This is a genomic window from Desulfurispora sp. (assembly GCF_052744395.1).
Window position 1 is genome coordinate 1 of record NZ_JBRAJI010000021.1, and the last position, 22,279, is coordinate 22,279.

Consider the following 22,279-nt stretch of genomic DNA (forward strand, 5'->3'; position numbering starts at 1 on the left):
AATATCGCAGAATATCAATGGTTTTTAAAAATTTATTTCACGGATTCAGGATATAGTCAGACATTTGTGTTCGGTTAATGCAAAAAACTACAATGTATAGTCACTCATGGTGCCTGATAAACAATATATTGTATATCATAATACTTAACCGAACACGAATGTATAGTCAGAGGTGAATGGCATGATAATAAACAAGTTGAGCGAAATAATGGGGAGAAACCGCTTTAAAATTAAAGATGTTGTGGAAAGGTCTGAACTGGCGCGGAATACAGTTACAGAATTGTACTATGACAGGGCAAAGATGATATCGTTTGAGACTATGGATAAACTATGCCGTGCCCTCAACTGCCAGCCCGGGGATTTATTTGAATACATCCCCACCGCAAGGGAGGAAAACCAAAATGCAGCGCAGGTTTAAGGTAGTCCTGGAGTGGAATAATGAGGGGGGCGGGTATACAGTCACCGTACCAGCCCTGCCCGGCTGTATTACCGAAGGCGATACACTGGAAGAGGCTCTGGCCAACGCAAGGGAAGCGATAACCGGATACATCAGGATAATGGAAAAGCTGGGGCAGCCTGTACCACTAAGTGACTTGCCACCGGTACAGCGTCAGGAACTGGTGATAAACATATGACGCCCAGGTTACCCAGGGTATCAGGTAAAGACATCCTGGCAGCACTGAAGCGAAATGGTTTTACACTTGTGGATATTGAGGGAAGTCACCACTACCTGTTATCCCCTGCCGGCAAGATAGTTACCATACCAGTGCATGGACAACGGATTCTAAAACCCAAAACCCTCAAATCCATCCTCAACCAGGCCGGACTGACTGCAGAAGAACTGATTGACTTGCTCTAACGTCGCTCAAGCCCTTTGTGATCGGCCGGAAAAACTGGCTGTTTGCCAACACTCCGCGGGGTGCCCGAGCCAGTGCGGTTATTTACAGCATTGTGGAGACGGCGAAGGGATCATTACCTCAAGAGTGCCGACAGGGAAGCAGCAGACAGGCTGGAACGGGTCTACCAGACCATGAAAGAAAGCGGACAAAAAGGCACGAAAAAAGGACGGGCATGAATGCCTGTCCTTTGGCCTTTGTTAGGTGTAGTTACCTGCAGTTTGCTCCCAAATTGCTCCCAAAATGGCCTTTCTGCAGAATTCGCTATAAATCGAAAAGGCCTCAAACCATTGAGGCCCTTGGCTTTTTCTGGAGCTGGAGATGGGATTCGAACCCACGACCTGCGCATTACGAGTGCGCTGCTCTACCACTGAGCCACTCCAGCATCTTATCGCAAAGATTATTATAGCAAACTAAATGCGCTTGATCAACACACAAAAAAACACCGCATTGGTACGGTGTTAACGGATTGTAGCATACAGCGCCCGCTCCTGGGGGTCAAAACGGGCTTCAAACTTGCCCTTCTGGGTAATACCAAACTGGTTGAAGAAACCTTTGCCAAATACCTTGGTCTTTTTAATTTCCATACCGCCTTCTTCCACTGCCCGCACCCGGATGGTCTGGGTCTCCCGGTCAAACGCCAGTTCAATCCGGTTAGTACCCAGTTTTTCTCTCGCAACACTATTTAACACCAGTGAAGTTTTGGAGAGAGTTATGAGCGGTACTTTTTCCGAACGTTCACCACGCGGTTTGTAGACCTCAAATCCCACTTTCTGCCACTCCCTGTTTATTCAGCATTATTTCCCTCTCTGTAATAATTTAATCTACAACAAATTGCCCTGTCAATAAGCCTGTACAAGAAATAACGCGTTAATGATAATATTAATGGCTCTTCTCCTTTGTTATTATAAAATATTACCTTTTTGGTATGTTGTTAATCATAAACCATCATTCACCCATTTTTTGCAAAAGATCATGCAACATATTTATGGCCGATTCAATACCATCCGCATAACCGATATTGTACTCACTGGCTTTCATCTCCCGAAGGTAATGCAAATATACAGTAAACTCCCTGGTCCATTCATCAATGAGCGCATTTATGTCCAGGTTCATGTCTGCACCCCCTTCCCCACGAAAAATATCGCCTCATAGCGAGATTTACCAGGCACGGGACAGGATCACAAAACATATGATGTTTAGAAAATCTGCCTGTTCGGCCGCAAGTTGCAAGGAGTGGGGAAAGAATGTCCTATCTTTACGGTGACATTATTCTGATCCACGGAGATAACGCCATTGCCGGTGCCATCAAGAACCTCACCGACAGTTTTTTCAGCCATGCCGCCCTGTGCACCGAAAAAAACATGGTGGCCGAAATGCTGCATGACGGTTTCAAATATCACTCGAATAGATACTGGCGAGGGCAGCAGGCCTATATAGTGCTCCGGCACAAACAGCTCATCTACAGCCCGCCGCCTGCAGCATACGCCATCCGGCAAAAAATGCGCCAGGTGATTGAACAATACCGCCAGCATCCACCCCGTTACGACTATTTTGAAATCCTCCGGCTGGCGGTTAAACTTTTAAAAGAAAAAGGCCAGCAGATGTTTCGGGGCGGTCAGTATTATTTTACCGAAAAAGAACTGCTGGAAATTGGTCAGCGGCTGATTTGCTCGGCCATGGTGGATACGGTCTACGAAAAGGCCGGCATCGATCTTTTCCCCGGCCGCATCCCCCGCGATGTCACCCCGGCCGACCTGGCCTCCCTGGCCAGAGAACCGGGCAATGTATTAGAAATTATTGACACATACATTCCCCTGTGATCTCTGGCACCGGGACCGGCCCCAATCAATCAGCGACCGTAAAGCCGTCGTTCATACTTCCCGCCCCTCCAGGCTGAGCAGATATCTTTTGGTCTCCAGACCCGCTCCAAAACCGCCCAGACCCTGCGCGGCTAGCACGCGGTGGCAGGGTACCACCAACAAAACCCGGTTGGCCCCCAGCACCTGGCCCACCGCCCGGGACGCCGCCGGGCGGCCGGCCAGCGCGGCCAGCTGGCCATAGGTACGGGTTTCCCCGTAGGGTATATCCCGTACCAGCTGCAACACGACCCTCTGAAATTCGGTGTACAGGCTAAAATCCACCGGATAGTCCAGCTTCACCCGCCGGCCGGCGAAATAGTCGCCAATTTCCCGAGCCAGGTCGTCCAGCCAGGCAGCGGCAGGCAGGCCCGGCTCCTCTGCCATTTTCAGCCGCGGTCCACCGGTCGCGGCTTTCTTGCGCATTATCGCCAGACCCTCTTGCAGTTCCCGGTGCACTTCCTCCCGCCGGCCGGGCAGGGAGAGCCATAAAAGACCCTTGGCACTTACGGCCACCCCGCAATAGCCAGCCCCGGTAGCCAGTTCCCCATAACCAACCACCATGCCGACCTCCGCCGGGCCGCCATTGTCAGCGCTTTGGCTATACATAAATTACCTCCTGCTAATCCCGGCAGGTCATTGCTGCCTGTGCCGCTCCACGCTGCTGATAAACACGGCCAGCCCCACCAGAATGGCCAGACTGCCGGCCAGCTGCACCGACCCCGGCATCTGCCGCCAGATCAGGTAGGCCAGCACCGTAGCCCCTACCGGCTCACCCAGGATGCTCACCGAAACCACAGCCGCCGGAACATGGCGCAGGGCCCAGTTGAACAGAGTGTGCCCCAAAATAGTGGGAAAAACCGCCAGGGCGACAAACCAACCCCAGGTGGCCGCGGGAAAACCGGCCAGCGGCTGCTGAAAAGCCAGCCAGTTGATGGCAAACAACACCAGAGCGGCCACGCCGTAAACCACATAGACATAGGGCAGCAGAGAAAGGCGCTGCCGGAGCCCCCGGCCCATCAGGACATATAGAGCGACAAAAAATGCTCCGGAAAGGGCCAGCAAATCTCCCCATAGCGCCCGTCCGCCCACGGCAAAGTCACCATATCCCACCAGGATACTGCCGCCGATGGCCAGCAGGGCGCCGGCCAGAGCACCGGAGCCCACCTTTTCCCCGTACAGCCAGTACCCGCCAGCGATTACAAACAGGGGCTGCAGTGTAACCAGCACCGTGGAACTGGAAATGGTGGTGTACTCCAGTGAAGTAAACCAGACCGCAAAGTGCAGAGCCAAAAACACACCGGCCAGCCCGGCCAGCAAGAAATCGCGCCGGGCCATGTCTTTTAGTTCGCTCCAGCGGCTACCGGCCAGCAGCGGCCCGGTCAGGATGAGCAAAGTGAAAAAAAGGCGGTAAAAAGCCGCCACCAGAGGCGGCGCAGCGGCCAGTTTGATGAATATAGCCGATGAGGCCGCCGCCAGCACAGCGATGAAAATGGCCAGATAGGGACTGGATGATTTCTGCAGCAGCACTATCACCCCTTCAATCGCGCCGGCAAACCCAAACGCCGGCTGCCGGATGCCGACACATATTTCTCCTTAACTACAAAACGCTCAGTCAAACAAATCGGTGGACAGATAGCGCTCACCCGTATCGGGCAGCAGCACCACCACAAGCCGGCCCCGGTTTTCCTCGCGCCCGGCCACCTGCAGGGCCGCCCACAGAGCCGCCCCGCTGGATATACCGCACAGCAATCCTTCTCTCCGGGCCAGCTGCCGGGTAGTTTCCCGGGCCGCCGCCCCGCTCACCGGAATGATCTCGTCCAGCAGGCCGGTATCCAGCGTCCGGGGGATGAAGCCCGGACCAATACCCTGAATGGGATGCGGCCCGGATTTTCCTCCCGAAACAACGGCCGATTCGGCCGGCTCCACCGCCACCAACCGTAAACCGGGCTTGCGTTCTTTCAGATAGCGGCCGGCACCGCTGATGGTCCCCCCGGTGCCCACTCCCGCCACCAGCACATCCACCGCCCCCTGCGTATCCCGCCAAATTTCCGGACCGGTGGTCAGATAATGCACCTGCGGCACATCCGGGTTGGTGAACTGGGAGGGGATAAAGGAAGGGCGGTACCGGGCAGCCAGCTCCTGTGCCTGTTCAATGGCCCCGGTCATGCCCCTATCGGCCGGAGTGAGCACCAGCTCGGCCCCGTAAGCGACCAGCAAGCGACGGCGCTCCACACTCATGCTTTCCGGCATGGTCAATATCAGTTTCAGATTATGTACAGCACAGAATATGGCCAGGCCGATACCGGTATTGCCACTGGTGGGTTCGATGATGGTAGTCTCTCCGGTTAACCGGCCGTCCTGCAGAGCCTGCTGCAGCATGTACACTCCCACCCGGTCCTTGACACTGCCGCCGGGATTAAAAAACTCGATCTTGGCCGCCACCCGCGCCGGCAGGCCGGCAGCCATCCTGTCCAGATACTGGATGGGCGTGTTGCCCACCAGCTGCAAAACATTTTCCTTAATCATAATTAAATGCTCACCTGCCATGTATAAATTGCCAACCTGGATTTAACCATATTTTAAGTATAACCCGGCAACCGGCATCCGGCAGCAACAATTTCCTCCCGGACCATGACTTTTTATATTAGCCGGCCGGCCTGCTGCCCCGACGGCACGATCAGGGCGCACCGATTTTCCTGCCCAGAGCAAAGCCCCTGCGGTATGCTCCCGCAGGGGCTTTTTCAAGAGGTTATGAACTTACATCATGGGGGGCATGTTGCCCATGCCGCCGGCACCGCCTTCTTTTTCTTCCGGCTTTTCGGCCACCAGGGTTTCGGTGGTCAGGATCATGGCCGCAATGCTGGCTGCGTTCTGCAGAGCGCTGCGGGTCACCTTGGCCGGGTCCACAATGCCGGCTTCAATCATGTTCACATATTCGCCGCTCAAGGCGTTGAAGCCCACGCCGGGCTCGGAGTTGCGCACTCTCTCCACCACCACGGAACCTTCCACGCCGGCGTTGTTGGCAATCTGGCGCAGCGGCTCTTCCAGGGCGCGGCGCACAATGTCCACACCGGTCTTTTCATCCATGGAAGCGGTCTCAATGCCGTCCAGCGACTTGATAATCTGCACATAGGCCACGCCGCCGCCGGAAACAATACCTTCTTCCACCGCGGCCCGGGTGGCGTTGAGGGCGTCCTCGATGCGCAGCTTCTTCTCCTTCATTTCCACTTCGGTAGCAGCACCCACCTGAATAACCGCTACGCCGCCAGCCAGCTTGGCCAGACGCTCCTGCAGTTTCTCGCGGTCGAAGTCGGAAGTGGTTTCCTCGATTTGCTTCTTGATCTGGGCCACGCGAGCGGTAACCTTGTTCGGATCGCCGGCGCCACCCACAATGATGGTTTCTTCTTTCTTCACGCGCACCTTGGAAGCTTTGCCCAGCATATCCAGGGTAGCCTTGTCCAGCTTCAGGCCAACTTCCTCGGTGATCACAGTACCGCCGGTCAGGATGGCGATATCCTCCAGCATGGCCTTGCGACGGTCGCCAAAGCCAGGGGCCTTTACAGCAACGCACTGGAAGGTGCCGCGCAGCTTGTTCAGCACCAGGGTGGCCAGAGCTTCGCCTTCCACATCTTCAGCAATGATCAGGAGCGGCTTGCCAGTCTGGACCACTTTTTCCAGAATGGGCAGGATGTCGGCAATAGCCGAAATCTTCTTGTCGGTGATCAGCACCAGCGGATCGCTGAGCACGGCTTCCATCTTGTCGGTATCGGTGATCATGTACGGGGAGATGTAGCCGCGGTCGAAGTTCATGCCTTCCACCACTTCCAGGGTGGTGGCCATGCCCTTGGACTCTTCCACAGTGATAACGCCGTCTTTGCCCACTTTTTCCATGGCATCGGCAATCAGTTCACCTATGGAGGTATCGTTGGCCGAGATGGAAGCAACCTGGGCGATGGCAGCCCGGCTTTCCACCGGCTTGGCGGCAGCTTTGATGCCTTCCACGGCTTTTTCCACAGCCTTTTCAATGCCGCGCTTGACAATCATGGGGTTAGCGCCAGCAGCCACCACTTTTAGACCTTCCCGCACAATGGCCTGAGCCAGCACGGTAGCGGTGGTGGTACCGTCACCGGCCACATCGTTGGTCTTGGTGGCCACCTCCTTGACCAGCTGGGCCCCCATGTTTTCAAAGGGGTCCTTGAGCTCGATTTCCCGCGCGATAGTCACACCGTCATTGGTGATCATGGGGGCGCCGAATTTCTTCTCCAGCACCACGTTGCGGCCCTTGGGGCCCAGAGTGACCTTTACGGCTTCCGCCAGGGCGTTAACACCGCGCTCCAGAGCACGGCGCGCTTCTTCCCGGAAAATAATTTCTTTACCGGCCACTGCACATTACCTCCTTGGAAACAGAAAATTTAATGGTTCTTGCTGTTTACTGATTATGTTAGACCTGTGCTGGTATCAGTGCATCAACCAGCATACTGTGAATTGCCCGGAAAACTACTTACTTTTCAATGACGCCCAGAATGTCGGCTTCCCGCAGGATCAGGTATTCCACATCGTCAATTTTGAACTCGTTGCCAGCATATTTGGAAAACAGCACCTGATCGCCCACTTTCACATCCACAGGCACCCGGGTCCCATTGTCCAGCAGGCGGCCGGGGCCAACAGCGATCACTTCACCCTTCTGGGGCTTTTCCTTGGCGGTGTCCGGCAGGACGATGCCTCCCCTGGTTACTTCCTCGCTGGGCAGCGGCTTGACAACCACCCGTTCACCTAACGGTCTGATCACTGAAAAACCCTCCCTTTAATTAATGGTTAAATTATTATGATTACTGGCTGGAATTATTGTTAGCACTCATTCAAGGAGAGTGCTAACATCCAAGTAATATAATATAGAACGAGCAAACCAAAAGCAACCACCCCTTCAACCAGAATTCACCCCTGGTGGGCGAAATTAACCAATGAGCAGAGATTATCTTTTGATTTCTCCTTCTATATTGCCACAAAAACTTTTTCCATTTCCTCCAGATTATATTCTGACCGTTCTTTCCAGCTTTTATACCATGTTCATGCTAATTTTTCCGTTATCAGGCAAACAGCCCCGTACTGTCCGAGCCAAATCCAGTACCGCTCCAGGCCGGGAAAGGGGCTGGCGGCTCGCCCGGGCGGCCCGTCCCGGCTAACCCCGGGCACACTCGCCAGCCCGCCCGGTCAAAATGTCCAGCCCGTGGGGCAGAGCGGGCATAATGGCCTCCAGGCACTCCTGGACTGCTCTGGGGCTGCCCGGCAAATTGATGATCAGAGTGCGATGGCGAATACCGGCCACCGCCCGGCTGAGCATGGCCCGGGAGGTCTTTTTAAGACTCACCGCCCGCATTACTTCGGGTATACCCGGCACCTCGCGCTCCATGATTTCCCGGGTGGCTTCGGGAGTGACATCCCGCGGCCCGAAACCGGTACCGCCCGTGGTCAGAATCAAATCCAGCCGGTCGTGGTCCACCATGTGCAGCAGGCTCTCCTTGATTGCCTCCAGCTCATCGGGCACCACCCGGTAGTCGGCCACCTGCCAGCCCTGGACCGCCACCATCTCCCTGATCACGGCGGCGCTCTGGTCCTGGCGCTCTCCCCGCGCCCCTTTGTCACTGGCGGTCAAAATACCCACGCGATACATCACAACACCTCCGGCATACATCCATGCTTTTTTCGGACTGCCTTCACAGCAATATATAACGAAGCGCCACTCAGGCAAATGTTCAACAAAGTTGCACTTGTTTCTTGCTGAATCAACCTGCCCGGTATAAAATCAGTCTAACAGCCAACGGTGTCCGGAACCGCTTATTCGGGCGGTTGCCACAACCGACACACCCAGAAATGCCTGTCCTGATGGCAGAAAGGGGATTGTCCGTGTCCAGCCTGACCCGAGAACAGCCCATCCACCGCTATCAAGACGGCCACATCACCCCGACCGGCGACCTGCTGGTCCGCGAGGTGCCCCTGACCTTATTCCTCAACGACAGCGAACTGGCCACCCTGGTCTGCTCACCGGGGGCCTGGCGCGAGCTGGCCGCCGGCTTTCTGCTCAGCGAGGGGTTAATCCACAGCGCGGACGACATCGCAGAAATCACCCTGCGGGAGGACGAGGGCCTTTTGTGGGTGCAAACCGCCCGCCCAGTACCCCAGGTGGAAAATTTCTTGCGCCGCCAGCTGGCCAGCTGCTGCGGCAAGGGGCGGACAGGGCTGTATTTTGTCAATGACGCCGCCCAGCTCCAGCCAATCCGCTCCCCGGCCCGCTTTGCCGCCGCCGACATCCTGACCGTCGCCCGGCAGCTGGAGGAAAGGGCCCGGCTGTTCCGGGACACCGGGGGCGTACACAGCGCCGCCCTGGCCGCCGGCGGGCGGCTGGTGGTGATGTACGAGGACATCGGCCGGCACAATGCGGTGGACAAAGTGCTGGGCCACTGCCTGTGGCAGCGGCTGCCGGTCCAGGACGGAGCGCTGGTTTTAAGCGGCCGGGTTTCTTCGGAAATCCTGATCAAGGCCGTCCGGGCCGGCCTGCCGGCCGTGATCTCCCGCGCCGCCCCCACCGCTCTAGCGGTGGATTTGGCCCATGACTTCCAGGTCTGTCTGATTGGCTTTGCTCGGGGTGAAAGGTTTAATGTGTACAGTGGGCAGGAACGGGTCTTACTCTAAAAGCACACCCGCCGCGCCCCAATCGGTTGTTTGAGCCGACACCGCTCCAGAAAGAGCCCCCAGAGCTCCACCTAAACTTCCACCCCGCAGCTCCACATCACCCGGCCGCAGTCGCGCAGGTCGTAGCCGCCCAGGGCGCGCACCGCCTCCCGGAAGGCCGGGTCGGCCATCACAGCCAGCAGGCGCTGGATATACGGTGTGTGCCAGTATTCGCCGGCCACGCACAGGTCGTAGCGCTCCTCGCCCACCGGGATGAACTCCAGATCCAGGGCCCGGGCCGCCGCCAGAATGCCCATGCCGGCATCGGCCGCCCCCGAAGCCACGGCCGCCGCCACGGCCATGTGGGTGTACTCCTCCCGCTGATAACCCTGGATAGCGGATGGATCCAACCCTTCCTGCTTCAAGAGGTAGTCCATTAGCACCCGCGTACCCGCTCCCCGCTGCCGGTTGACAAAGGTGACATCGGGCCGCGCCAGATCCCGCACCCCGCGGATATTTTTGGGGTTACCCTTGGCCACCAGCAGGCCCTGCTGGCGGTAGACCAGATTGACCAATACGACAGGCCGCCCGGGCAGCAGGCGCTGGATATAGGCTACGTTGTATTCACCGCTTTGCTCATCCAGCAGGTGGGTACCGGCGCAGTGCGCCTCCCCGCGTTTGATGGCGTTTAATCCGCCCAGACTGCCCACATGGGCCGAGGACAGGCTGGCCCGGGGATCCCGCTGGCGCAGAAAGCTGCCCATGATGTCCAGAGCCAGGTCGTGGCTGCCGATAACCACGGTGGTCTGGCGCACTTCCTCCAGCGGGCGCAGCAGTTCCACCTCCACCTGTTCGCCGGCCTGGTAGCCTTCCACCATTTCCGGAATGCGCAGCATGGCATCGGCCCGGATGAGCGAAGTGATCATGCCGGCGCCGCGGGAGATGGGCGTAGCCATCAGTTTGTCTCCCACCTGGCCCAGTTTCAGACGCACAAACTCCTGTACCCCGATGCTGGATACAATCTTGCGCGACACGGTCACCCGGGCCTGCGGCCGGGCCGGCACAGCCAGCCCCTGCCGGGCGTAGATGATGGGTGCTACAAACAGCTCCATGCCCAGCACAGCGGAAACCGGATAACCGGGCACACCGATCACCGGCTTATTCTGGACCACTCCCAGCACCACCGGCTTGCCCGGCTTGATGGCCACACCGTGGGCAAACACACGGCCCAGCTCGCCAATCAGCGCCGCGGTGTAGTCATCCCGCCCGGCGGAAGAGCCGGCATTGATCAGTACAATGTCGGCCTCCGCCAGGGCGGTCAAAAGCCGCTCTTTGAGCAGCTCATACCGGTCGGGAGTGATGCCCAGGGACAGGGGCTGCCCGCCCCACTGCTCCACCATGGCGGCAAACATGCGGCTGTTGTACTCTATGATACTGCCGGGAGCAAGGGCGCTGCCCGGCTCCACCAACTCGTCGCCCGTGGGCAAAAGAGCTACCCGGGGGCGGGGGTGCACCGCTACTTCGGTCACCCCGCCGGCCAGGATGCCACCCAGATCGTAGGGGCGCAACAAATGGTTGGCCGGCAGGATCATCTCGGTAGCCACCACATCTTCCCCCACCGCCCGCACGTGCTGCCAGGGCACGGCCGCAGCGGTGATTTCAAATTCTTCATCGCTGATGAAATGCACATCTTCAATCATGATCACCGCATCGCACCCGGCGGGCAGAGGATCGCCTGTATCCACCACCACGGCCCGCGACCCCAACCGCAGTCTTTTGGGAGCGGTATCGCTGGCTCCGAAGGTATCGGCCGCCCGCACAGCGATGCCGTCCATGGCCGCGGCATGGTAGTGAGGCGAAGAAACCACCGCATAAACCGGCCGGGCCGTTACCCGGCCGGCTGCCTCCTGCACCGGGATTAACTCGGGCGGGCCGGGATCCAGCGCCCCGCATTGCTCCAACAGCTCCATGTAACCCCGGCGGGCCTCTTCCAGGGGCATATCGGAAAGATAAACCTGGCGTTTCATTGGCATTACTCCTCCCAGGCGGCAAAGATTTTGCCGGTATAAATATCGCTCATGAACTCAAAATAAACATCCGCATCCCGGGCGGCTTACCAGCCGGAACCCGGAGGATCCAGCGGCCGTACCGGCACAACCTCTCCCACCACCACACCTTCCCGGTCAGCGGCAATCCAGGCCAGAGCGTCGGCCTGCACCATGGTGGAGATCAGCCCGGATTTGCCCAGCACGGGGTGGGCCAGCCAGCGGTCCTGCCGGTATTCCAGCCGCACCCGCACAAAATCCTCCCGCCCGGCTGCCGAGCGCATATTGCGGGTAATCGCGGCCGGCAGGGGGAACTCGCTCTGCCGTTCCGAGTCGGTTTGCGAATACCGGCCCCGCCGCAGCAGGGGTTCTACCAAGAGCAAAAATACCACCATGGCCGAAACCGGATGGCCCGGCAGGCCGAAAACCGCCTTTCCCTCCACCACCGCACCAATGGTGGGCTTGCCCGGCTTGATGGCCAGACCGTGAAAGAGCACTCCCGGCCGGCCCAGCTTTTCCAGCACGGCGGCCGAAACATCCCGCGTACCCACCGAACTGCCGCCCGATAAAAGCACCAGATCGCATTCGGCCAGCGCTCTCTCCAGCACAGCCTGCAGCTCGGCAGCGCTGTCCCGAACAATGCCGTACAAATGCGCCCGGCCGCCAGCCTGCTCCACCTGGCCGGCCAGAGCGTAAGAATTAATATCGCGCACCTGTCCGGGCGCGGGGATGCTTTCGGGCGGCACCACTTCATCACCCGTGGAAACAATGCCCACCCGCGGCCGGACCAGCACAGGCACGCTGGCTACCCCCAGCGCCGCCAGCAGCCCCAGCTCCTGCGGGCGCAACCTGCAGCCCGCCTCCAGCACAGTTTGTCCCGCCGCCAGATCCTCGCCCCGCTGCACCACATTTTCCCCCGGAGCCACCGGCCGCACCACCCCGATGGTGCGCTCATCCAGCGGCTCGCTGTACTCCACCATGACCACGGCATCGGCCCCCGGCGGCAGCATCCCGCCGGTGGGTATGCGCCGGGCGGCTCCCGGCGACAGGGGGCGCACCACCTCCTGGCCCATCAGAATTTCCCCGTCCAGGTCCAGGTATGCCGGCAGGCCCTCGGAGGCACCAAAAGTGTCGGCCGCCCGCACGGCAAAACCATCCACGGTGGAGCGGGCAAAACCCGGAATGTCCTCCCGGGAGTGCACCGGCGCGGCCAGGCGCCGGCCTGCGGCCTCGAGCAGAGACACCTCCTCCACCGGTTCGGACAGCCGCAGGTGGGCGGCCAGTTCCCGGCGCGCCTGCTCCACGGTCAGGGCCAGAAAAAGATCCTTCATTAAAAACACCCCAGTTCACAGGCATAAATCTTGATCTTCATTTCATCACACAGTTCACCCACCTGGCGGGGCGGCACCTGGAACTGCTCGGCCAGACGCCGGGCCGCAGCGCAGGAAAGACGCCCGCCGGGAGCAGCCTCCTGGATGGCTGTGCGCAGTTTTTCCCTGTCCTGTTCGGTCATTATATTACCCCCCTTGCGGTATGGCTTAAAAATAGTGGGGCCGGCCGGGAAAATGCGGCCCGCCCGCGTTATGCTCAGCAATGCAGTACGCTTGCAAAATAAATGCCATTATCCACACGACCGGGCTTCTCCGGCAAGGCCCCCACTGGCCGGCAGCGGCCGGCAGACACCGGCAGCCGGGAGATCAAAAACCGCCTTCCTTTAATACATCACAGTATTCCGGCAAGTCGGCCAGATAAGCCTCCAGAGCCTCCATGGCCGCTTCCACGCCGTCGGCAAAACCCATTTTGTACTCGCTGCTCTTGCTGCCGCGCATTTCATAAACCAGCTGCCGGTTGTATCTGACCCATTCCTGCAGAGCCTCTTTCACTGTCATAACCTGCTACTCTCCTTTCCCGCCCCGGGCGGTGTGCAGTGTATTATAGCACAATTATCTGCATGTATTCTACTTTTTACCGCATTTTCCTGCCCACCCCCGCCTGTCCGGACGCCGTCCGGAAAAGCAAAACCGGAGCGGCCGCCCGGCAGCGGGCCGGCAGACCGCAAAAACCCGCCGGCTGGCTGTCCCGCCGCCATTTTTTCTGATAAAATATATCGCGATACATTTCGGGGAAAGGATGGGCCCATGCAAATCAAGTTAATCATGCCCGCTCCGTGGCAGCCCGGTGTGCAGGACATCTGCCGGGTGTTTTTCCCCGGGGCGCATTTTCCCGCCAGCGAAGCAACGGAAACCCTCCCCGGCCTGCCCCCGGAGGCGGAGCGTTCCGCCAACCCGAATACCGGATCTTTACCGGCCGGGTCGCCCAATCTGGAAAGCGACACCTGCGGGCTCCGGCTGCAGATAGCTCCTCTCCCGGCCGGGGAGCACCGTACAGCGGTGCACCTGGAGGGCACACTGTCCACACCGGCTTTAACAATCCGGGACAGTGCCCGGTCCAGTGTGGAACAGAACGAAGACTCGGCCAACACCGCCCGGCGCCTGGCCAGACTGCTGACCTACCGGCTGCTGGAAAAATACTGCGGCTCCAGCCCCACCCCCTGGGGCATTTTCACCGGCATCCGCCCCACTAAAGTGGTGCACCGCCTGCTGGACAGCGGCCTGTCCCCCCAGCAGGCGGGCCGGATGCTGGAACAGGACTACGCTTTGAGCCAGGAAAAGATCGCCCTGCTGCTGGAAGTGACCGCCCGGCAGCGCGCCTACCTGGTACCGCAGGCGCTTTTGCGTACCGTGAGCATCTACATCGGCATACCTTTTTGTCCCAGCCGCTGCCTCTACTGCTCCTTCCCCTCCTACAGCATCAAGGCGGCCAGCCGCTATGTAGAGCCTTTTGTGAGCTGTCTGAAGCGGGAAATAGAGGCGGTTGGCCGCACCCTGGCCCGTCTGGGCGTGCGGGTGCAAACGCTGTACCTGGGCGGCGGCACGCCCACCAGTCTGGCCCCCACACAGCTGGCCGAAATACTGGAACTGATCAACCGCCACCTCTGTCCGCAGGGCGTGGAGGAATTTACCGTGGAGGGAGGCCGGCCGGAAACACTCACGGCGGAAATGCTCCGCCTGTGCCGGGATGCCGGAGCAAACCGCCTCAGCATCAACCCCCAGAGCATGCACGAAGCCACCCTGCGCGCCATCGGCCGCGGGCACAGCCGGGAAGATATACTGCGAGCCGTGGAGCGGGCCCGGGCCCTGGGTTTACCCTGCCTGAACATGGATGTAATTCTGGGTCTGCCGGGGGAGGGCGTGGAACAGGTGCGGGAAACTGTAGAGCAGGTGCTCGAGCTGCAGCCCGAAAACATCAGTGTGCATACCCTGGCCCTGAAAAGAGCCTCCCTGCTGATGCAAAGCGGTGGACAAACTCAGCTACCGGCCAGCCACACTGTACAGCAAATGCACAGCACCACCCGGCACCTGCTGCAGGAGCAGGGCTACATCCCCTATTACCTTTACCGGCAAAAACGCATCCTGGGCCAGCAGGAAAACACGGGTTACACCCGGCCCGGCCACACCTGCATTTACAATATCCAAATCATTGAGGAAAGACAGACGGTGCTGGGGCTGGGCTGCGGCGCGGGTAGCAAGTGGGTGCGCTATGGCGACTGGTATCTCACCAGCACCTACAGCCCCAAAGAGCCGGCCGTATACATTGAAAGGATTGACCAGATCATCGGGCGCCAGGTGGCCCTGCTGGAAAGCCACTTCGGACCAGCAACCTGATACCCGAACCCGGGCTGCTTCTAAATATCCCGGGCAGCGGGCGCCCGGAATGAAACAACCAGATGGAACAACCTGATGGAGGAATACACCGTGGAGCTGAAAAAAATCTCTCCTTACAAATACCTGCTGGAACGACGGGACGAAATGCGGGTGGATGCGGTGGTTTACCTCAGCCCGCAGCTTTTGCCCCTGGTATACCGGGACGCTTCCTTAAAGCAGCTGGCCGATGCCGCCTGTCTGCCCGGCGTGCTGGAACCGGTGTGCGGCCTGCCCGACATCCATGAAGGCTTCGGTCTCCCCATTGGCGGCGTGATGGCCACCGCTGCGGAGGGAGTCATCTCGGCCGGCGCGGTAGGCATGGATATTAACTGCGGGGTGCGCCTTTTGAGCACCCGCATCCCGGCAGCCGACCTAGACAAACCTGTACTGCGCCGCCTGATCCAGCGCATAGAAGAATACGTCCCCACCGGTACAGGCAAAAAAAGCCGGCACCGGGGCATTACGGAAAAGATCTTCCAGGAAGTGGTCTATAGCGGCGCGCCGGGCATTGTGCGACACGGCTACGGCCGCACAACCGACCTGGAGCGCATGGAAGAAGGGGGGTACCTGCCGGGAGCCGATTTATCTTCGGTCAGCCCCAGAGCTGTGCAGCGGGGGGCAGTGCAACTGGGCACCCTGGGCGGCGGCAATCACTTCATCGAGTTGCAGATTGTAACAGAAATTTACGATCCGTCCACGGCTGCCGCCTTCCACCTACAAAAAGGGATGCTGGCGGTGATGATCCACACGGGCAGCCGGGGCTTCGGCCACCAGATCTGCACCGACTACAGCCGGGATCTGCTGCCGGTAGGTGCCCAATACGGCATCAAACTGCCGTCCAAAGGGCTGGCCTGCGCACCGGCCGGTTCCCCGGAGGGAAAGCGCTACTATGCGGCCATGGCCTGTGCCGTAAACTTCGCCTTTGCCAACCGCCAGGTAATTACCCACGATGTGCGGACCGCCTTCCGGGACGTGCTGGCCGAAGAGGCAGAAAAAATGGGCCTGGATCTGGTCTACGATATGGCCCACAACATTGCCAAATGGGAAAACCACGCCGGCCGGCCGGTGCTGGTGCACCGCAAGGGTGCTACCCGGGCCCTGCCGCCCGGCCATCCCCAGAACCCGCCGGCATACCGGAAAACCGGCCACCCCGTACTGCTGCCGGGCAGCATGGGCACAGCCTCCTATGTCCTGGTGGGTACGGAAAAAGCGGCCGAAACATTTTACTCGGTCAGTCATGGCGCCGGCCGGGTGCTTTCCCGCACCGCTGCCGGTCAGCAGATCAGCGCCCGGCGCTTTGCCGAAAGCATGGGCGATGTGCTGGTGAACAGCCGCAATTACCGGGAACTGGTGGACGAAGCGCCCGATGCTTACAAGGACATTGACCAGGTGGTGGAAACACTGGTAGCCGGGGGCCTGGCCCGGGCGGTGGCCCACCTGAGGCCCCTGGCCGTGATCAAGGGCAAGGACTGATTCAGGCATCCTCCAGCAGTTCACCGATATACCAGAACAGGTCCACGGTGCGCAGGATGCCCACCAGTTCCTCCCCGGCAAAAACCGGCAGGGAATTGACATTTTTACTCAGCATACGCAGGGCCGCCGCCAGAATGTTTTCCTCCTGGCTCGCCCAGACCTGTTTGATGGGCCGCATGATATTGCGCACCGTGATGGCCATCTTCTGGTCAAAAATACCGGACAGAAACAGTCCGGTGGGATCGCCGCCCCGGAACACCATCTCCAGCGTCCGCTGCAACTGCAATGCCTTCAGAAAGCCGCGCAGTGTGAGAATGCCGGCCGGCCGCCCGGATTTGTCCAGCACCAGCAGCGACCAGAAGCCGTACCAAACTCCGTGCCGCTGATGGAAGAAACTGCGCAGCACATCCATGGCCTGCCGGACAGTGGCCTGCTCGCTGATCACCGGGTATTCGGAAAGCGGCACCATGATTTGTTTAACCGCCAGACTGCGGCGCATCCAGCCCCACCCTCAATCAATCGATAATGCCCAGTTCTTTCATTTTGGCATACAGCGAACTGCGATTCATCTTCAGGGCCTGGGCGGCCGCGGAGCGATTCCAGTTGTGCTCCTCCAGCGCCCTGATGATCACTTCCCTCTCCACTTCGGCCACAATCTCTTTGAATGAACTGCCCGCCAGATCGCCCAGCCAGCCGAACTGGCGGGAGCTCTTCTGTAAACTGCGCGGCAGGTCGGCAGGCGTGATCAGCGGTCCGGTGGACATCAGCACGGCTCTTTCACACACGTTTTTCAGCTCCCGGATATTGCCGGGCCAGTTGTAGCCCAAAAGCAGCTTCATGGCCTCATCGGAAACGCCCTGCACATGCTTTTTGTATTCCCGGTTACTGTAGCTGATAATGTGCTGGACCAGATCGGGGATATCTTCTTTGCGCTCCCGCAGCGGCGGCAGGGTGATTTCTACCACATTGAGGCGGTAATACAGATCCTCCCGAAAAGTGCCCTCCTCAATGCACTTCTCCAGCTCCTGATTGGTCGCCGAGATAATCCGCACATCAATTTTGATGGTTTCCGTACCGCCCACCCGTTCAATCTCCCGCTCCTGCAACACCCGGAGCAGTTTGGCCTGCAGAGAAGCTTTCATTTCGGCGATTTCATCCAGAAACAGCGTACCCCGGTGAGCCAGCTCAAATTTTCCCGGCTTGCTCGCTGTAGCACCGGTAAAGGCCCCTTTTTCATGACCGAACAGTTCGCTCTCCAGCAGGCTCTCGGGTATGGAAGCGCAGTTAATTTTGACAAAAGGCCGGTCCTTGCGCACACTGTGGTAATGGATGGCCCTGGCCACCAGTTCCTTGCCCGTACCGCTCTCCCCCCGGATCAGCACGCTGGCGTTGCTGTTGGCCACCCGGCCGATGGTTTTGTAAACATGCTGCATGGCCGGCGACATGCCGATCATGACATCGTCCGCCAGCTCCGGCAGCCGACCCTGCATCTCGCCAGCCTGGCTGTCCATGAGCTCTTTGACCTCTACCGCCTTGCGCAGCACCGAGGTCAGCTCGTGCATCTGCAAAGGCTTGGTCAGGTAGTCGAAGGCCCCCAGTTTCATGGCCTCAATGGTGGTCTGGGTGGAGCCGTAAGCCGTCATCAGAATTATAGGCACCTGCTGGCCGGTTTTGTTGACTATTTCCAGTACTGCTATACCGTCCATCTCCGGCATACGGATATCCAGCAACACGGCGGCCGGGTTTAGCTCCTGAATCTTCTGCAGCCCTTCCCGGCCGTTGCCGGCGCACTCCACCTGGTATCCGTAATCAGGCAGGATGTCCTTTAAAGCATCACGCACCCCGCGCTCATCATCCACCACCAGAACAAGCTTGCTCAAAAAGCATCATCTCCCCCGACCGGCAGATAAATGGTAAAGCAGGTTCCCTCACCCGGCTCGCTCTGCACCTCGATGCGCCCACCGTGCGCCTTGACTATCTCATGGGCAATGGCCAGCCCCAATCCCGTGCCTTTGGGGCGGGTGGTGTAAAAAGGATCGAATAGGCGAGGCAGGTGCTCCCGGGCAATCCCACAGCCATCATCGGCAATACTGACAAATATCTGCTGCTCCCCGGCCCACCCCGTGGTTACAGTAATATTGCCCCCCTCGCCGATGGCCTGCAGGGCGTTGAAGATAATATTGGCCAGCACCCGTTCCATCTGCTCCGGATCCAGCCGGAGCTCGGGTAAATGCGCCGCCAGACGGGTAATTAGATTAAAACGGCCGTGATAAACCTCCTGAAAAAAAGCCAGCACATTTTGCACCAGAGCATTCAAATCGGATGAGATCAACCGCGCCCCTGCCGGCTTGGTAAAATAAAGCAGCTGTTCCACAATGTTATCCAGGCGGTTGATCTCCCGCTGCACAGTGGCCAGGGCGCGGGGCGAGGGCTGGTGGTGCTCCTGCCAGTGCTGGATATAGCAGTTGATCGAGGTGAGCGGGTTGCGAATCTCATGCGCCACCCCGGCCACCAGTTTGCCCAGGGCGGCCAGCCGCTCCTGCCGCTGTACATTTTCCTGCAGGCGGCGGTACTCGGTTACTTCCCGGCAGCTGAGCACGGCACCAATGCTCTGTCCGTGCGGCTCCACCAGCACCGCCGTGCTCACCAGAAAGTACCTGGTACCGTGCTGCTGATCCCGCCAGTCCACCTGCACGTCCTGCTGGCTTCTGCCCCCGGCCAGCGTGCGCTCGATCAAGCTGCCGAAAGGGCTGTCGGGCGGCAGTATTTCCCTGTAACCCCTTCCCGTCGTTTCTTCCGGCAGGGCAAACATCACCCGGGCCGCCTTGTTGGCAATCATCACCTGACCGGCGTTGTTCACCACCACAATGCCGTCGTCAATGGCCGCCAGCATGGTTTCGTTGTACAGGTTCAGCTCGGCAATGCGCCGGGCGAAACCGTTCACCGCGCTGACAATCTCACCCAGCTCACCGGGCAGAGCGGGAATCTTCCGGTGCAGATCCCGGGATAGCTGCCGCACCCCCTCCTTGATGTGTTCCACCTGGGTGACCAGCTGGCGGAAAATGAGCAGCGCCCCGCCCACCCCCAGCAGAACGATCACAATCACCAGGGTATATACTATGCGCTCCACACTGCGCCGCTTACCGTAAAAACCCGTTTCAGATAGATATTCCGCCGAACGGAGTACTCCTTCCACCTGGCCTTTTTTAATAAAGGGCCGGTAGATCTCCACAATGCCGCCTTCCTGCTCCCCCACATTCACTTCCAGCGGCTGACTGCTCTGCAGCACCTCGTCAAAAGCCTTTTTACGCCGCAGGGAATAGTTTTCCCACTGACGGTTGGTGCCGTCGTAAAAAATGTCCACATCCCGGCAGTAAAAGCCCAGGTGCACATCGGGATACTGCTGGCGCAGGTCGTTAATCACCCGGTTGACCACATTACCTATGGCCGCCGCCCGGCCGCTGTGATCGGCCCGGGACAGACTGCTGTCCGCAATATAGTCGCGCAAACTGAAGGGAATCTGCTGTTCAAAGAGGTAGGCCACGTGATTGAGGCGCGATTTCTGTTCCTCCAGCAGAGAGATTTCACTGTTTTTGATGATCTGCAGCATGTAGACGGTTAACAAAAGCGGGATGGTCAAAAGCAAGAAAACCAGGATGAGCAGCCTGTTGGTAAAACTGCGTTTCATAATGCTCACCCCCTGCACATTTATTATTTTATCTTATTTTCCGCCAGCAAACCAGTAGACTTCCGCTCTGTTATTAATTCCCCATATCACCCATTACCGCAAACCAAAACCGTTCAAAAATACCTGTTTACCGCCTACACCGTGTCAGAGGCAACAGTTAACATTCATATCCCAGCAAGGTTTTCAGAGCAAAGCAAAAAGCCGGACAGAGCCCTTCCTGCCCGGCCATGGTGCTCAATACTCCCGCACCTTGGATTTATTTCTCCTGAGTACAGATAACTTACCCCTACTGTTAGTTCTCGACCACGGCACCTGTGCGCACCGCTCCGGCTTCAACCTTCCGGGCCCGCTGCCAGGCCTGGAGCATCCAGTAGATAATCAGGGCACAGCCAATCAAACCGCTGCCGTACAGGAATATATTGCTGGCGATCGTAACCCAGTTGCCGGCCTGATTGCTCAGCACAATGATTTTCATATCAGCCAAATATTTGGGCACCATCATGGCCCGGCTGACCGCCACCATGGCTATGATGCAGACCATGGCCAGCTTGATCTGGCTGCCCCGCACCACTCTGGTGCCCACCGCACCAATGGTCAACCCCACCAGTGAGCCTACATAAAGCAACAGAGTAATGCGCAGGTCCACCAAACCGCTGATGGCGTAGAGGTAGGCACCCTGCATACCGGAAAAGATGGCCAAAAAAAGCTCGGTACCGGCCGCCACATAGGTGGGCACGCCCAGCAGGTAGATCATGGCCGGCACGCCGATAAAGCCGCCCACCCCGATGGTACCGGCCAGGAATCCGGTGGCCAGCCCCACCAGCAGGGCCAACCAGAGCGAGCAGCGCACACCGGCCACCTTAAAGTGGATCATGGGCGGGATATTCAGCTTGCCAATTTTATCCGCCAGACCACCCCGGGAGGGTACACCTCCTGCCGCCGCCCGTTTGATGTCGCGGTACATAAACCAGGCCACCCAGGTCAAGATACCCACAAACATCACACTGATGTACAGGTTGGAGCCAGCCGTACCCGCTTTGGCCAGAATACTTTTACTCAACGTTACAGCCAGCTTAACACCAATAAAGAGGGCGATGAACATTACCAGCCCCATACGCTTGTCCACATTGCCATATTCACCGTGTTTTTTAGAACCCATGATGGCCTTGCCGAACTTGTGGGTAATGTTAGCGGCTACGGCCATAATGCCGGGTATTCCCAGGCTCATCATGGCCGGAGTCATAATAAAAGCGCCACCCGAGCCCAAAAAACCACTGAGCATACCCCCCACAAAACCAATGCCCACCAGCGAAAAGGCCATTTTGGGTGTCATGGCTATGAATTTGATCGCTTCCACCCCGGCGGGGATTTCCACTGCACCGGCCATATTTTCACTCCTCCCGCAGGCTCTGGGAAGAAAGTTTCTCTTCCAGAGTGTGTTTGATAAATTTAGCCACGGCCGTCCCATAAAGGTAGGCTACAACCACCACCGTTGCCATGGTTAACAAAGGCGCTTTGATTGTTTTTGAGGTGATGATCTGCATCATTTGCTGGTTGTACCTGAAGACCAGGTAGTAAACCGCCGCCGCGGCCAGGGCGTAGAAAGCTGCCTTGAGCAACCCCGCCGTCTTGCTTTCTTTGTTTTTATCTTCCTTCATTTAAAACATCTCCTCTCCCGCAGTCATTTTAATGGCTTGCTTCCCTCCTCTCTTTGTTACGCATAGTGCAAAGTTGATGCCAGTTGTGAAAAGGATAAAAAGCACAATTGACGGGCTGCCGCGGAGTTTTTCACCCTCCGCCTGTCGAGATTTCCCCCACTTGCCTGTCCATTTTTTCACCACCCGCAGCACAAAGCATATTTTTCCCGCTGATTAACGGGATT

At 58.4% G+C, this 22,279-nt stretch carries 25 protein-coding genes and 1 tRNA gene; 8 read left to right on the plus strand and 18 right to left on the minus strand.

Annotated elements, in window-relative coordinates; all coding sequences use genetic code 11:
- Nucleotides 1–181: 181 nt before the first annotated feature.
- Genes ACUVTU_RS07180 through ACUVTU_RS07190 form a run of 3 tightly spaced genes read left to right on the plus strand, consistent with a single transcriptional unit; the run spans nt 182 to nt 859 of the window.
- A complete protein-coding gene (locus ACUVTU_RS07180; protein WP_445889280.1) occupies nt 182–418 on the plus strand; it encodes a helix-turn-helix domain-containing protein in 237 nt (78 codons plus the stop codon).
- Nucleotides 402–635, plus strand: coding sequence for a type II toxin-antitoxin system HicB family antitoxin (locus tag ACUVTU_RS07185; RefSeq protein ID WP_445889281.1), 234 nt, complete (start codon nt 402–404; stop codon nt 633–635). Before ACUVTU_RS07180 ends, ACUVTU_RS07185 begins: the two co-directional genes overlap by 17 nt.
- Nucleotides 632–859 (plus strand): type II toxin-antitoxin system HicA family toxin, encoded by a 228-nt coding sequence (locus tag ACUVTU_RS07190; RefSeq protein ID WP_445889282.1) that lies wholly within the window; start codon nt 632–634, stop codon nt 857–859. Before ACUVTU_RS07185 ends, ACUVTU_RS07190 begins: the two co-directional genes overlap by 4 nt.
- A gap of 347 nt (nt 860–1,206) precedes the next feature.
- Here the strand turns inward: ACUVTU_RS07190 and ACUVTU_RS07195 are convergent.
- The 3 genes from ACUVTU_RS07195 to ACUVTU_RS07205 form a co-directional block, all read right to left on the minus strand.
- A tRNA-Thr gene (locus tag ACUVTU_RS07195) sits at nt 1,207–1,281 on the minus strand.
- Between the two features lie 76 nt (nt 1,282–1,357).
- Nucleotides 1,358–1,666 carry a hypothetical protein gene (locus ACUVTU_RS07200; protein ID WP_445889283.1) on the minus strand — a complete coding sequence of 103 codons (309 nt, stop codon included), beginning with the start codon at nt 1,664–1,666 and terminating at the stop codon, nt 1,358–1,360.
- A gap of 178 nt (nt 1,667–1,844) precedes the next feature.
- Nucleotides 1,845–2,012, minus strand: coding sequence for a hypothetical protein (locus ACUVTU_RS07205; RefSeq protein ID WP_445889284.1), 168 nt, complete (start codon nt 2,010–2,012; stop codon nt 1,845–1,847).
- A gap of 131 nt (nt 2,013–2,143) precedes the next feature.
- Between ACUVTU_RS07205 and ACUVTU_RS07210 the strand changes: the two genes are divergently transcribed.
- Nucleotides 2,144–2,719, plus strand: coding sequence for a hypothetical protein (locus tag ACUVTU_RS07210; RefSeq protein ID WP_445889285.1), 576 nt, complete (start codon nt 2,144–2,146; stop codon nt 2,717–2,719).
- A 51-nt stretch (nt 2,720–2,770) separates the two neighbouring features.
- Here ACUVTU_RS07210 and ACUVTU_RS07215 read toward each other — a convergent pair whose 3' ends face one another.
- The 6 genes from ACUVTU_RS07215 to mog form a co-directional block, all read right to left on the minus strand.
- Nucleotides 2,771–3,364, minus strand: a complete 594-nt coding sequence (locus ACUVTU_RS07215; protein WP_445889286.1) for a methylated-DNA--[protein]-cysteine S-methyltransferase — start codon at nt 3,362–3,364, stop codon at nt 2,771–2,773.
- 27 nt (nt 3,365–3,391) lie between these two features.
- Complete coding sequence (locus ACUVTU_RS07220) at nt 3,392–4,285, minus strand: DMT family transporter (RefSeq protein WP_445889287.1); 894 nt, start codon at nt 4,283–4,285, stop codon at nt 3,392–3,394.
- 81 nt (nt 4,286–4,366) lie between these two features.
- A complete protein-coding gene (gene cysK / locus ACUVTU_RS07225; RefSeq protein ID WP_445889288.1) occupies nt 4,367–5,284 on the minus strand; it encodes a cysteine synthase A in 918 nt (305 codons plus the stop codon).
- Nucleotides 5,285–5,515: 231 nt separating this feature from the next.
- A complete protein-coding gene (groL, locus tag ACUVTU_RS07230; RefSeq protein WP_445889289.1) occupies nt 5,516–7,141 on the minus strand; it encodes a chaperonin GroEL in 1,626 nt (541 codons plus the stop codon).
- Between the two features lie 118 nt (nt 7,142–7,259).
- Entirely contained in the window at nt 7,260–7,547 is a 288-nt protein-coding gene (gene groES, locus ACUVTU_RS07235; RefSeq protein ID WP_445889290.1) for a co-chaperone GroES, read from the minus strand.
- Between the two features lie 390 nt (nt 7,548–7,937).
- The gene (gene mog / locus ACUVTU_RS07240) at nt 7,938–8,429 is read right to left on the minus strand and encodes a molybdopterin adenylyltransferase (RefSeq protein WP_445889291.1); all 492 of its coding nucleotides are present in this window, start codon (nt 8,427–8,429) and stop codon (nt 7,938–7,940) included.
- Between the two features lie 233 nt (nt 8,430–8,662).
- On the opposite strand from mog, the gene fdhD reads away from it, so the two are divergent.
- A complete protein-coding gene (gene fdhD / locus ACUVTU_RS07245; protein ID WP_445889292.1) occupies nt 8,663–9,448 on the plus strand; it encodes a formate dehydrogenase accessory sulfurtransferase FdhD in 786 nt (261 codons plus the stop codon).
- 71 nt (nt 9,449–9,519) lie between these two features.
- On the opposite strand, the gene ACUVTU_RS07250 is transcribed toward fdhD, so the two are convergent.
- The 4 genes from ACUVTU_RS07250 to ACUVTU_RS07265 form a co-directional block, all read right to left on the minus strand.
- Entirely contained in the window at nt 9,520–11,460 is a 1,941-nt protein-coding gene (locus ACUVTU_RS07250) for a molybdopterin biosynthesis protein (protein WP_445889293.1), read from the minus strand.
- A gap of 80 nt (nt 11,461–11,540) precedes the next feature.
- The gene (locus ACUVTU_RS07255) at nt 11,541–12,803 is read right to left on the minus strand and encodes a molybdopterin molybdotransferase MoeA (protein ID WP_445889294.1); all 1,263 of its coding nucleotides are present in this window, start codon (nt 12,801–12,803) and stop codon (nt 11,541–11,543) included.
- A complete protein-coding gene (locus ACUVTU_RS07260; protein ID WP_445889295.1) occupies nt 12,803–12,985 on the minus strand; it encodes a hypothetical protein in 183 nt (60 codons plus the stop codon). The genes ACUVTU_RS07255 and ACUVTU_RS07260 overlap by 1 nt, the downstream gene beginning before the upstream one ends.
- 184 nt (nt 12,986–13,169) lie before the next feature.
- On the minus strand, nt 13,170–13,361 hold the full coding sequence (locus ACUVTU_RS07265) for a hypothetical protein (protein ID WP_445889296.1): 192 nt from the start codon (nt 13,359–13,361) through the stop codon (nt 13,170–13,172).
- A gap of 38 nt (nt 13,362–13,399) precedes the next feature.
- Here ACUVTU_RS07265 and ACUVTU_RS07270 point away from each other — a divergent pair, with 38 nt between their 5' ends.
- The 3 genes from ACUVTU_RS07270 to ACUVTU_RS07280 all read left to right on the plus strand — a co-directional run bounded on the left by ACUVTU_RS07270 (nt 13,400) and on the right by ACUVTU_RS07280 (nt 16,709).
- Complete coding sequence (locus tag ACUVTU_RS07270) at nt 13,400–13,570, plus strand: hypothetical protein (protein WP_445889297.1); 171 nt, start codon at nt 13,400–13,402, stop codon at nt 13,568–13,570.
- 40 nt (nt 13,571–13,610) lie between these two features.
- Entirely contained in the window at nt 13,611–15,197 is a 1,587-nt protein-coding gene (hemZ, locus tag ACUVTU_RS07275; RefSeq protein WP_445889298.1) for a coproporphyrinogen dehydrogenase HemZ, read from the plus strand.
- A 90-nt stretch (nt 15,198–15,287) separates the two neighbouring features.
- Nucleotides 15,288–16,709: an RtcB family protein gene (locus ACUVTU_RS07280; RefSeq protein WP_445889299.1), complete on the plus strand. Its 1,422-nt coding sequence runs from the start codon at nt 15,288–15,290 to the stop codon at nt 16,707–16,709.
- 1 nt (nt 16,710) lies between these two features.
- On the opposite strand, the gene ACUVTU_RS07285 is transcribed toward ACUVTU_RS07280, so the two are convergent.
- The 5 genes from ACUVTU_RS07285 to ACUVTU_RS07305 form a co-directional block, all read right to left on the minus strand.
- The gene (locus ACUVTU_RS07285; protein ID WP_445889300.1) at nt 16,711–17,208 is read right to left on the minus strand and encodes a CBS domain-containing protein; all 498 of its coding nucleotides are present in this window, start codon (nt 17,206–17,208) and stop codon (nt 16,711–16,713) included.
- Between the two features lie 16 nt (nt 17,209–17,224).
- Nucleotides 17,225–18,589 carry a sigma-54-dependent transcriptional regulator gene (locus ACUVTU_RS07290; RefSeq protein WP_445889301.1) on the minus strand — a complete coding sequence of 455 codons (1,365 nt, stop codon included), beginning with the start codon at nt 18,587–18,589 and terminating at the stop codon, nt 17,225–17,227.
- Nucleotides 18,586–20,397, minus strand: a complete 1,812-nt coding sequence (gene atoS, locus ACUVTU_RS07295) for a two-component system sensor histidine kinase AtoS (RefSeq protein WP_445889302.1) — start codon at nt 20,395–20,397, stop codon at nt 18,586–18,588. The genes ACUVTU_RS07290 and atoS overlap by 4 nt, the downstream gene beginning before the upstream one ends.
- A gap of 292 nt (nt 20,398–20,689) precedes the next feature.
- On the minus strand, nt 20,690–21,784 hold the full coding sequence (locus ACUVTU_RS07300; RefSeq protein ID WP_445889303.1) for a sulfite exporter TauE/SafE family protein: 1,095 nt from the start codon (nt 21,782–21,784) through the stop codon (nt 20,690–20,692).
- A gap of 4 nt (nt 21,785–21,788) precedes the next feature.
- Nucleotides 21,789–22,055, minus strand: coding sequence for a hypothetical protein (locus ACUVTU_RS07305; protein WP_018085390.1), 267 nt, complete (start codon nt 22,053–22,055; stop codon nt 21,789–21,791).
- Nucleotides 22,056–22,279 lie beyond the last annotated feature (224 nt).

Bases quoted from the DNA above. Each gene is read 5' to 3' on its own strand.
- atoS (WP_445889302.1), bottom strand. From the start codon at position 20,397: ATGAAACGCAGTTTTACCAACAGGCTGCTCATCCTGGTTTTCTTGCTT.
- ACUVTU_RS07265 (WP_445889296.1), bottom strand. From the start codon at position 13,361: ATGACAGTGAAAGAGGCTCTGCAGGAATGGGTCAGATACAACCGGCAG.
- ACUVTU_RS07285 (WP_445889300.1), bottom strand. From the start codon at position 17,208: ATGCGCCGCAGTCTGGCGGTTAAACAAATCATGGTGCCGCTTTCCGAA.
- ACUVTU_RS07210 (WP_445889285.1), top strand. From the start codon at position 2,144: ATGTCCTATCTTTACGGTGACATTATTCTGATCCACGGAGATAACGCC.
- ACUVTU_RS07205 (WP_445889284.1), bottom strand. From the start codon at position 2,012: ATGAACCTGGACATAAATGCGCTCATTGATGAATGGACCAGGGAGTTT.
- hemZ (WP_445889298.1), top strand. From the start codon at position 13,611: ATGCAAATCAAGTTAATCATGCCCGCTCCGTGGCAGCCCGGTGTGCAG.
- mog (WP_445889291.1), bottom strand. From the start codon at position 8,429: ATGTATCGCGTGGGTATTTTGACCGCCAGTGACAAAGGGGCGCGGGGA.
- ACUVTU_RS07250 (WP_445889293.1), bottom strand. From the start codon at position 11,460: ATGCCAATGAAACGCCAGGTTTATCTTTCCGATATGCCCCTGGAAGAG.
- ACUVTU_RS07185 (WP_445889281.1), top strand. From the start codon at position 402: ATGCAGCGCAGGTTTAAGGTAGTCCTGGAGTGGAATAATGAGGGGGGC.
- ACUVTU_RS07260 (WP_445889295.1), bottom strand. From the start codon at position 12,985: ATGACCGAACAGGACAGGGAAAAACTGCGCACAGCCATCCAGGAGGCT.
- ACUVTU_RS07300 (WP_445889303.1), bottom strand. From the start codon at position 21,784: ATGGCCGGTGCAGTGGAAATCCCCGCCGGGGTGGAAGCGATCAAATTC.
- ACUVTU_RS07255 (WP_445889294.1), bottom strand. From the start codon at position 12,803: ATGAAGGATCTTTTTCTGGCCCTGACCGTGGAGCAGGCGCGCCGGGAA.
- ACUVTU_RS07180 (WP_445889280.1), top strand. From the start codon at position 182: ATGATAATAAACAAGTTGAGCGAAATAATGGGGAGAAACCGCTTTAAA.
- ACUVTU_RS07215 (WP_445889286.1), bottom strand. From the start codon at position 3,364: ATGTATAGCCAAAGCGCTGACAATGGCGGCCCGGCGGAGGTCGGCATG.
- ACUVTU_RS07305 (WP_018085390.1), bottom strand. From the start codon at position 22,055: ATGAAGGAAGATAAAAACAAAGAAAGCAAGACGGCGGGGTTGCTCAAG.
- ACUVTU_RS07190 (WP_445889282.1), top strand. From the start codon at position 632: ATGACGCCCAGGTTACCCAGGGTATCAGGTAAAGACATCCTGGCAGCA.
- cysK (WP_445889288.1), bottom strand. From the start codon at position 5,284: ATGATTAAGGAAAATGTTTTGCAGCTGGTGGGCAACACGCCCATCCAG.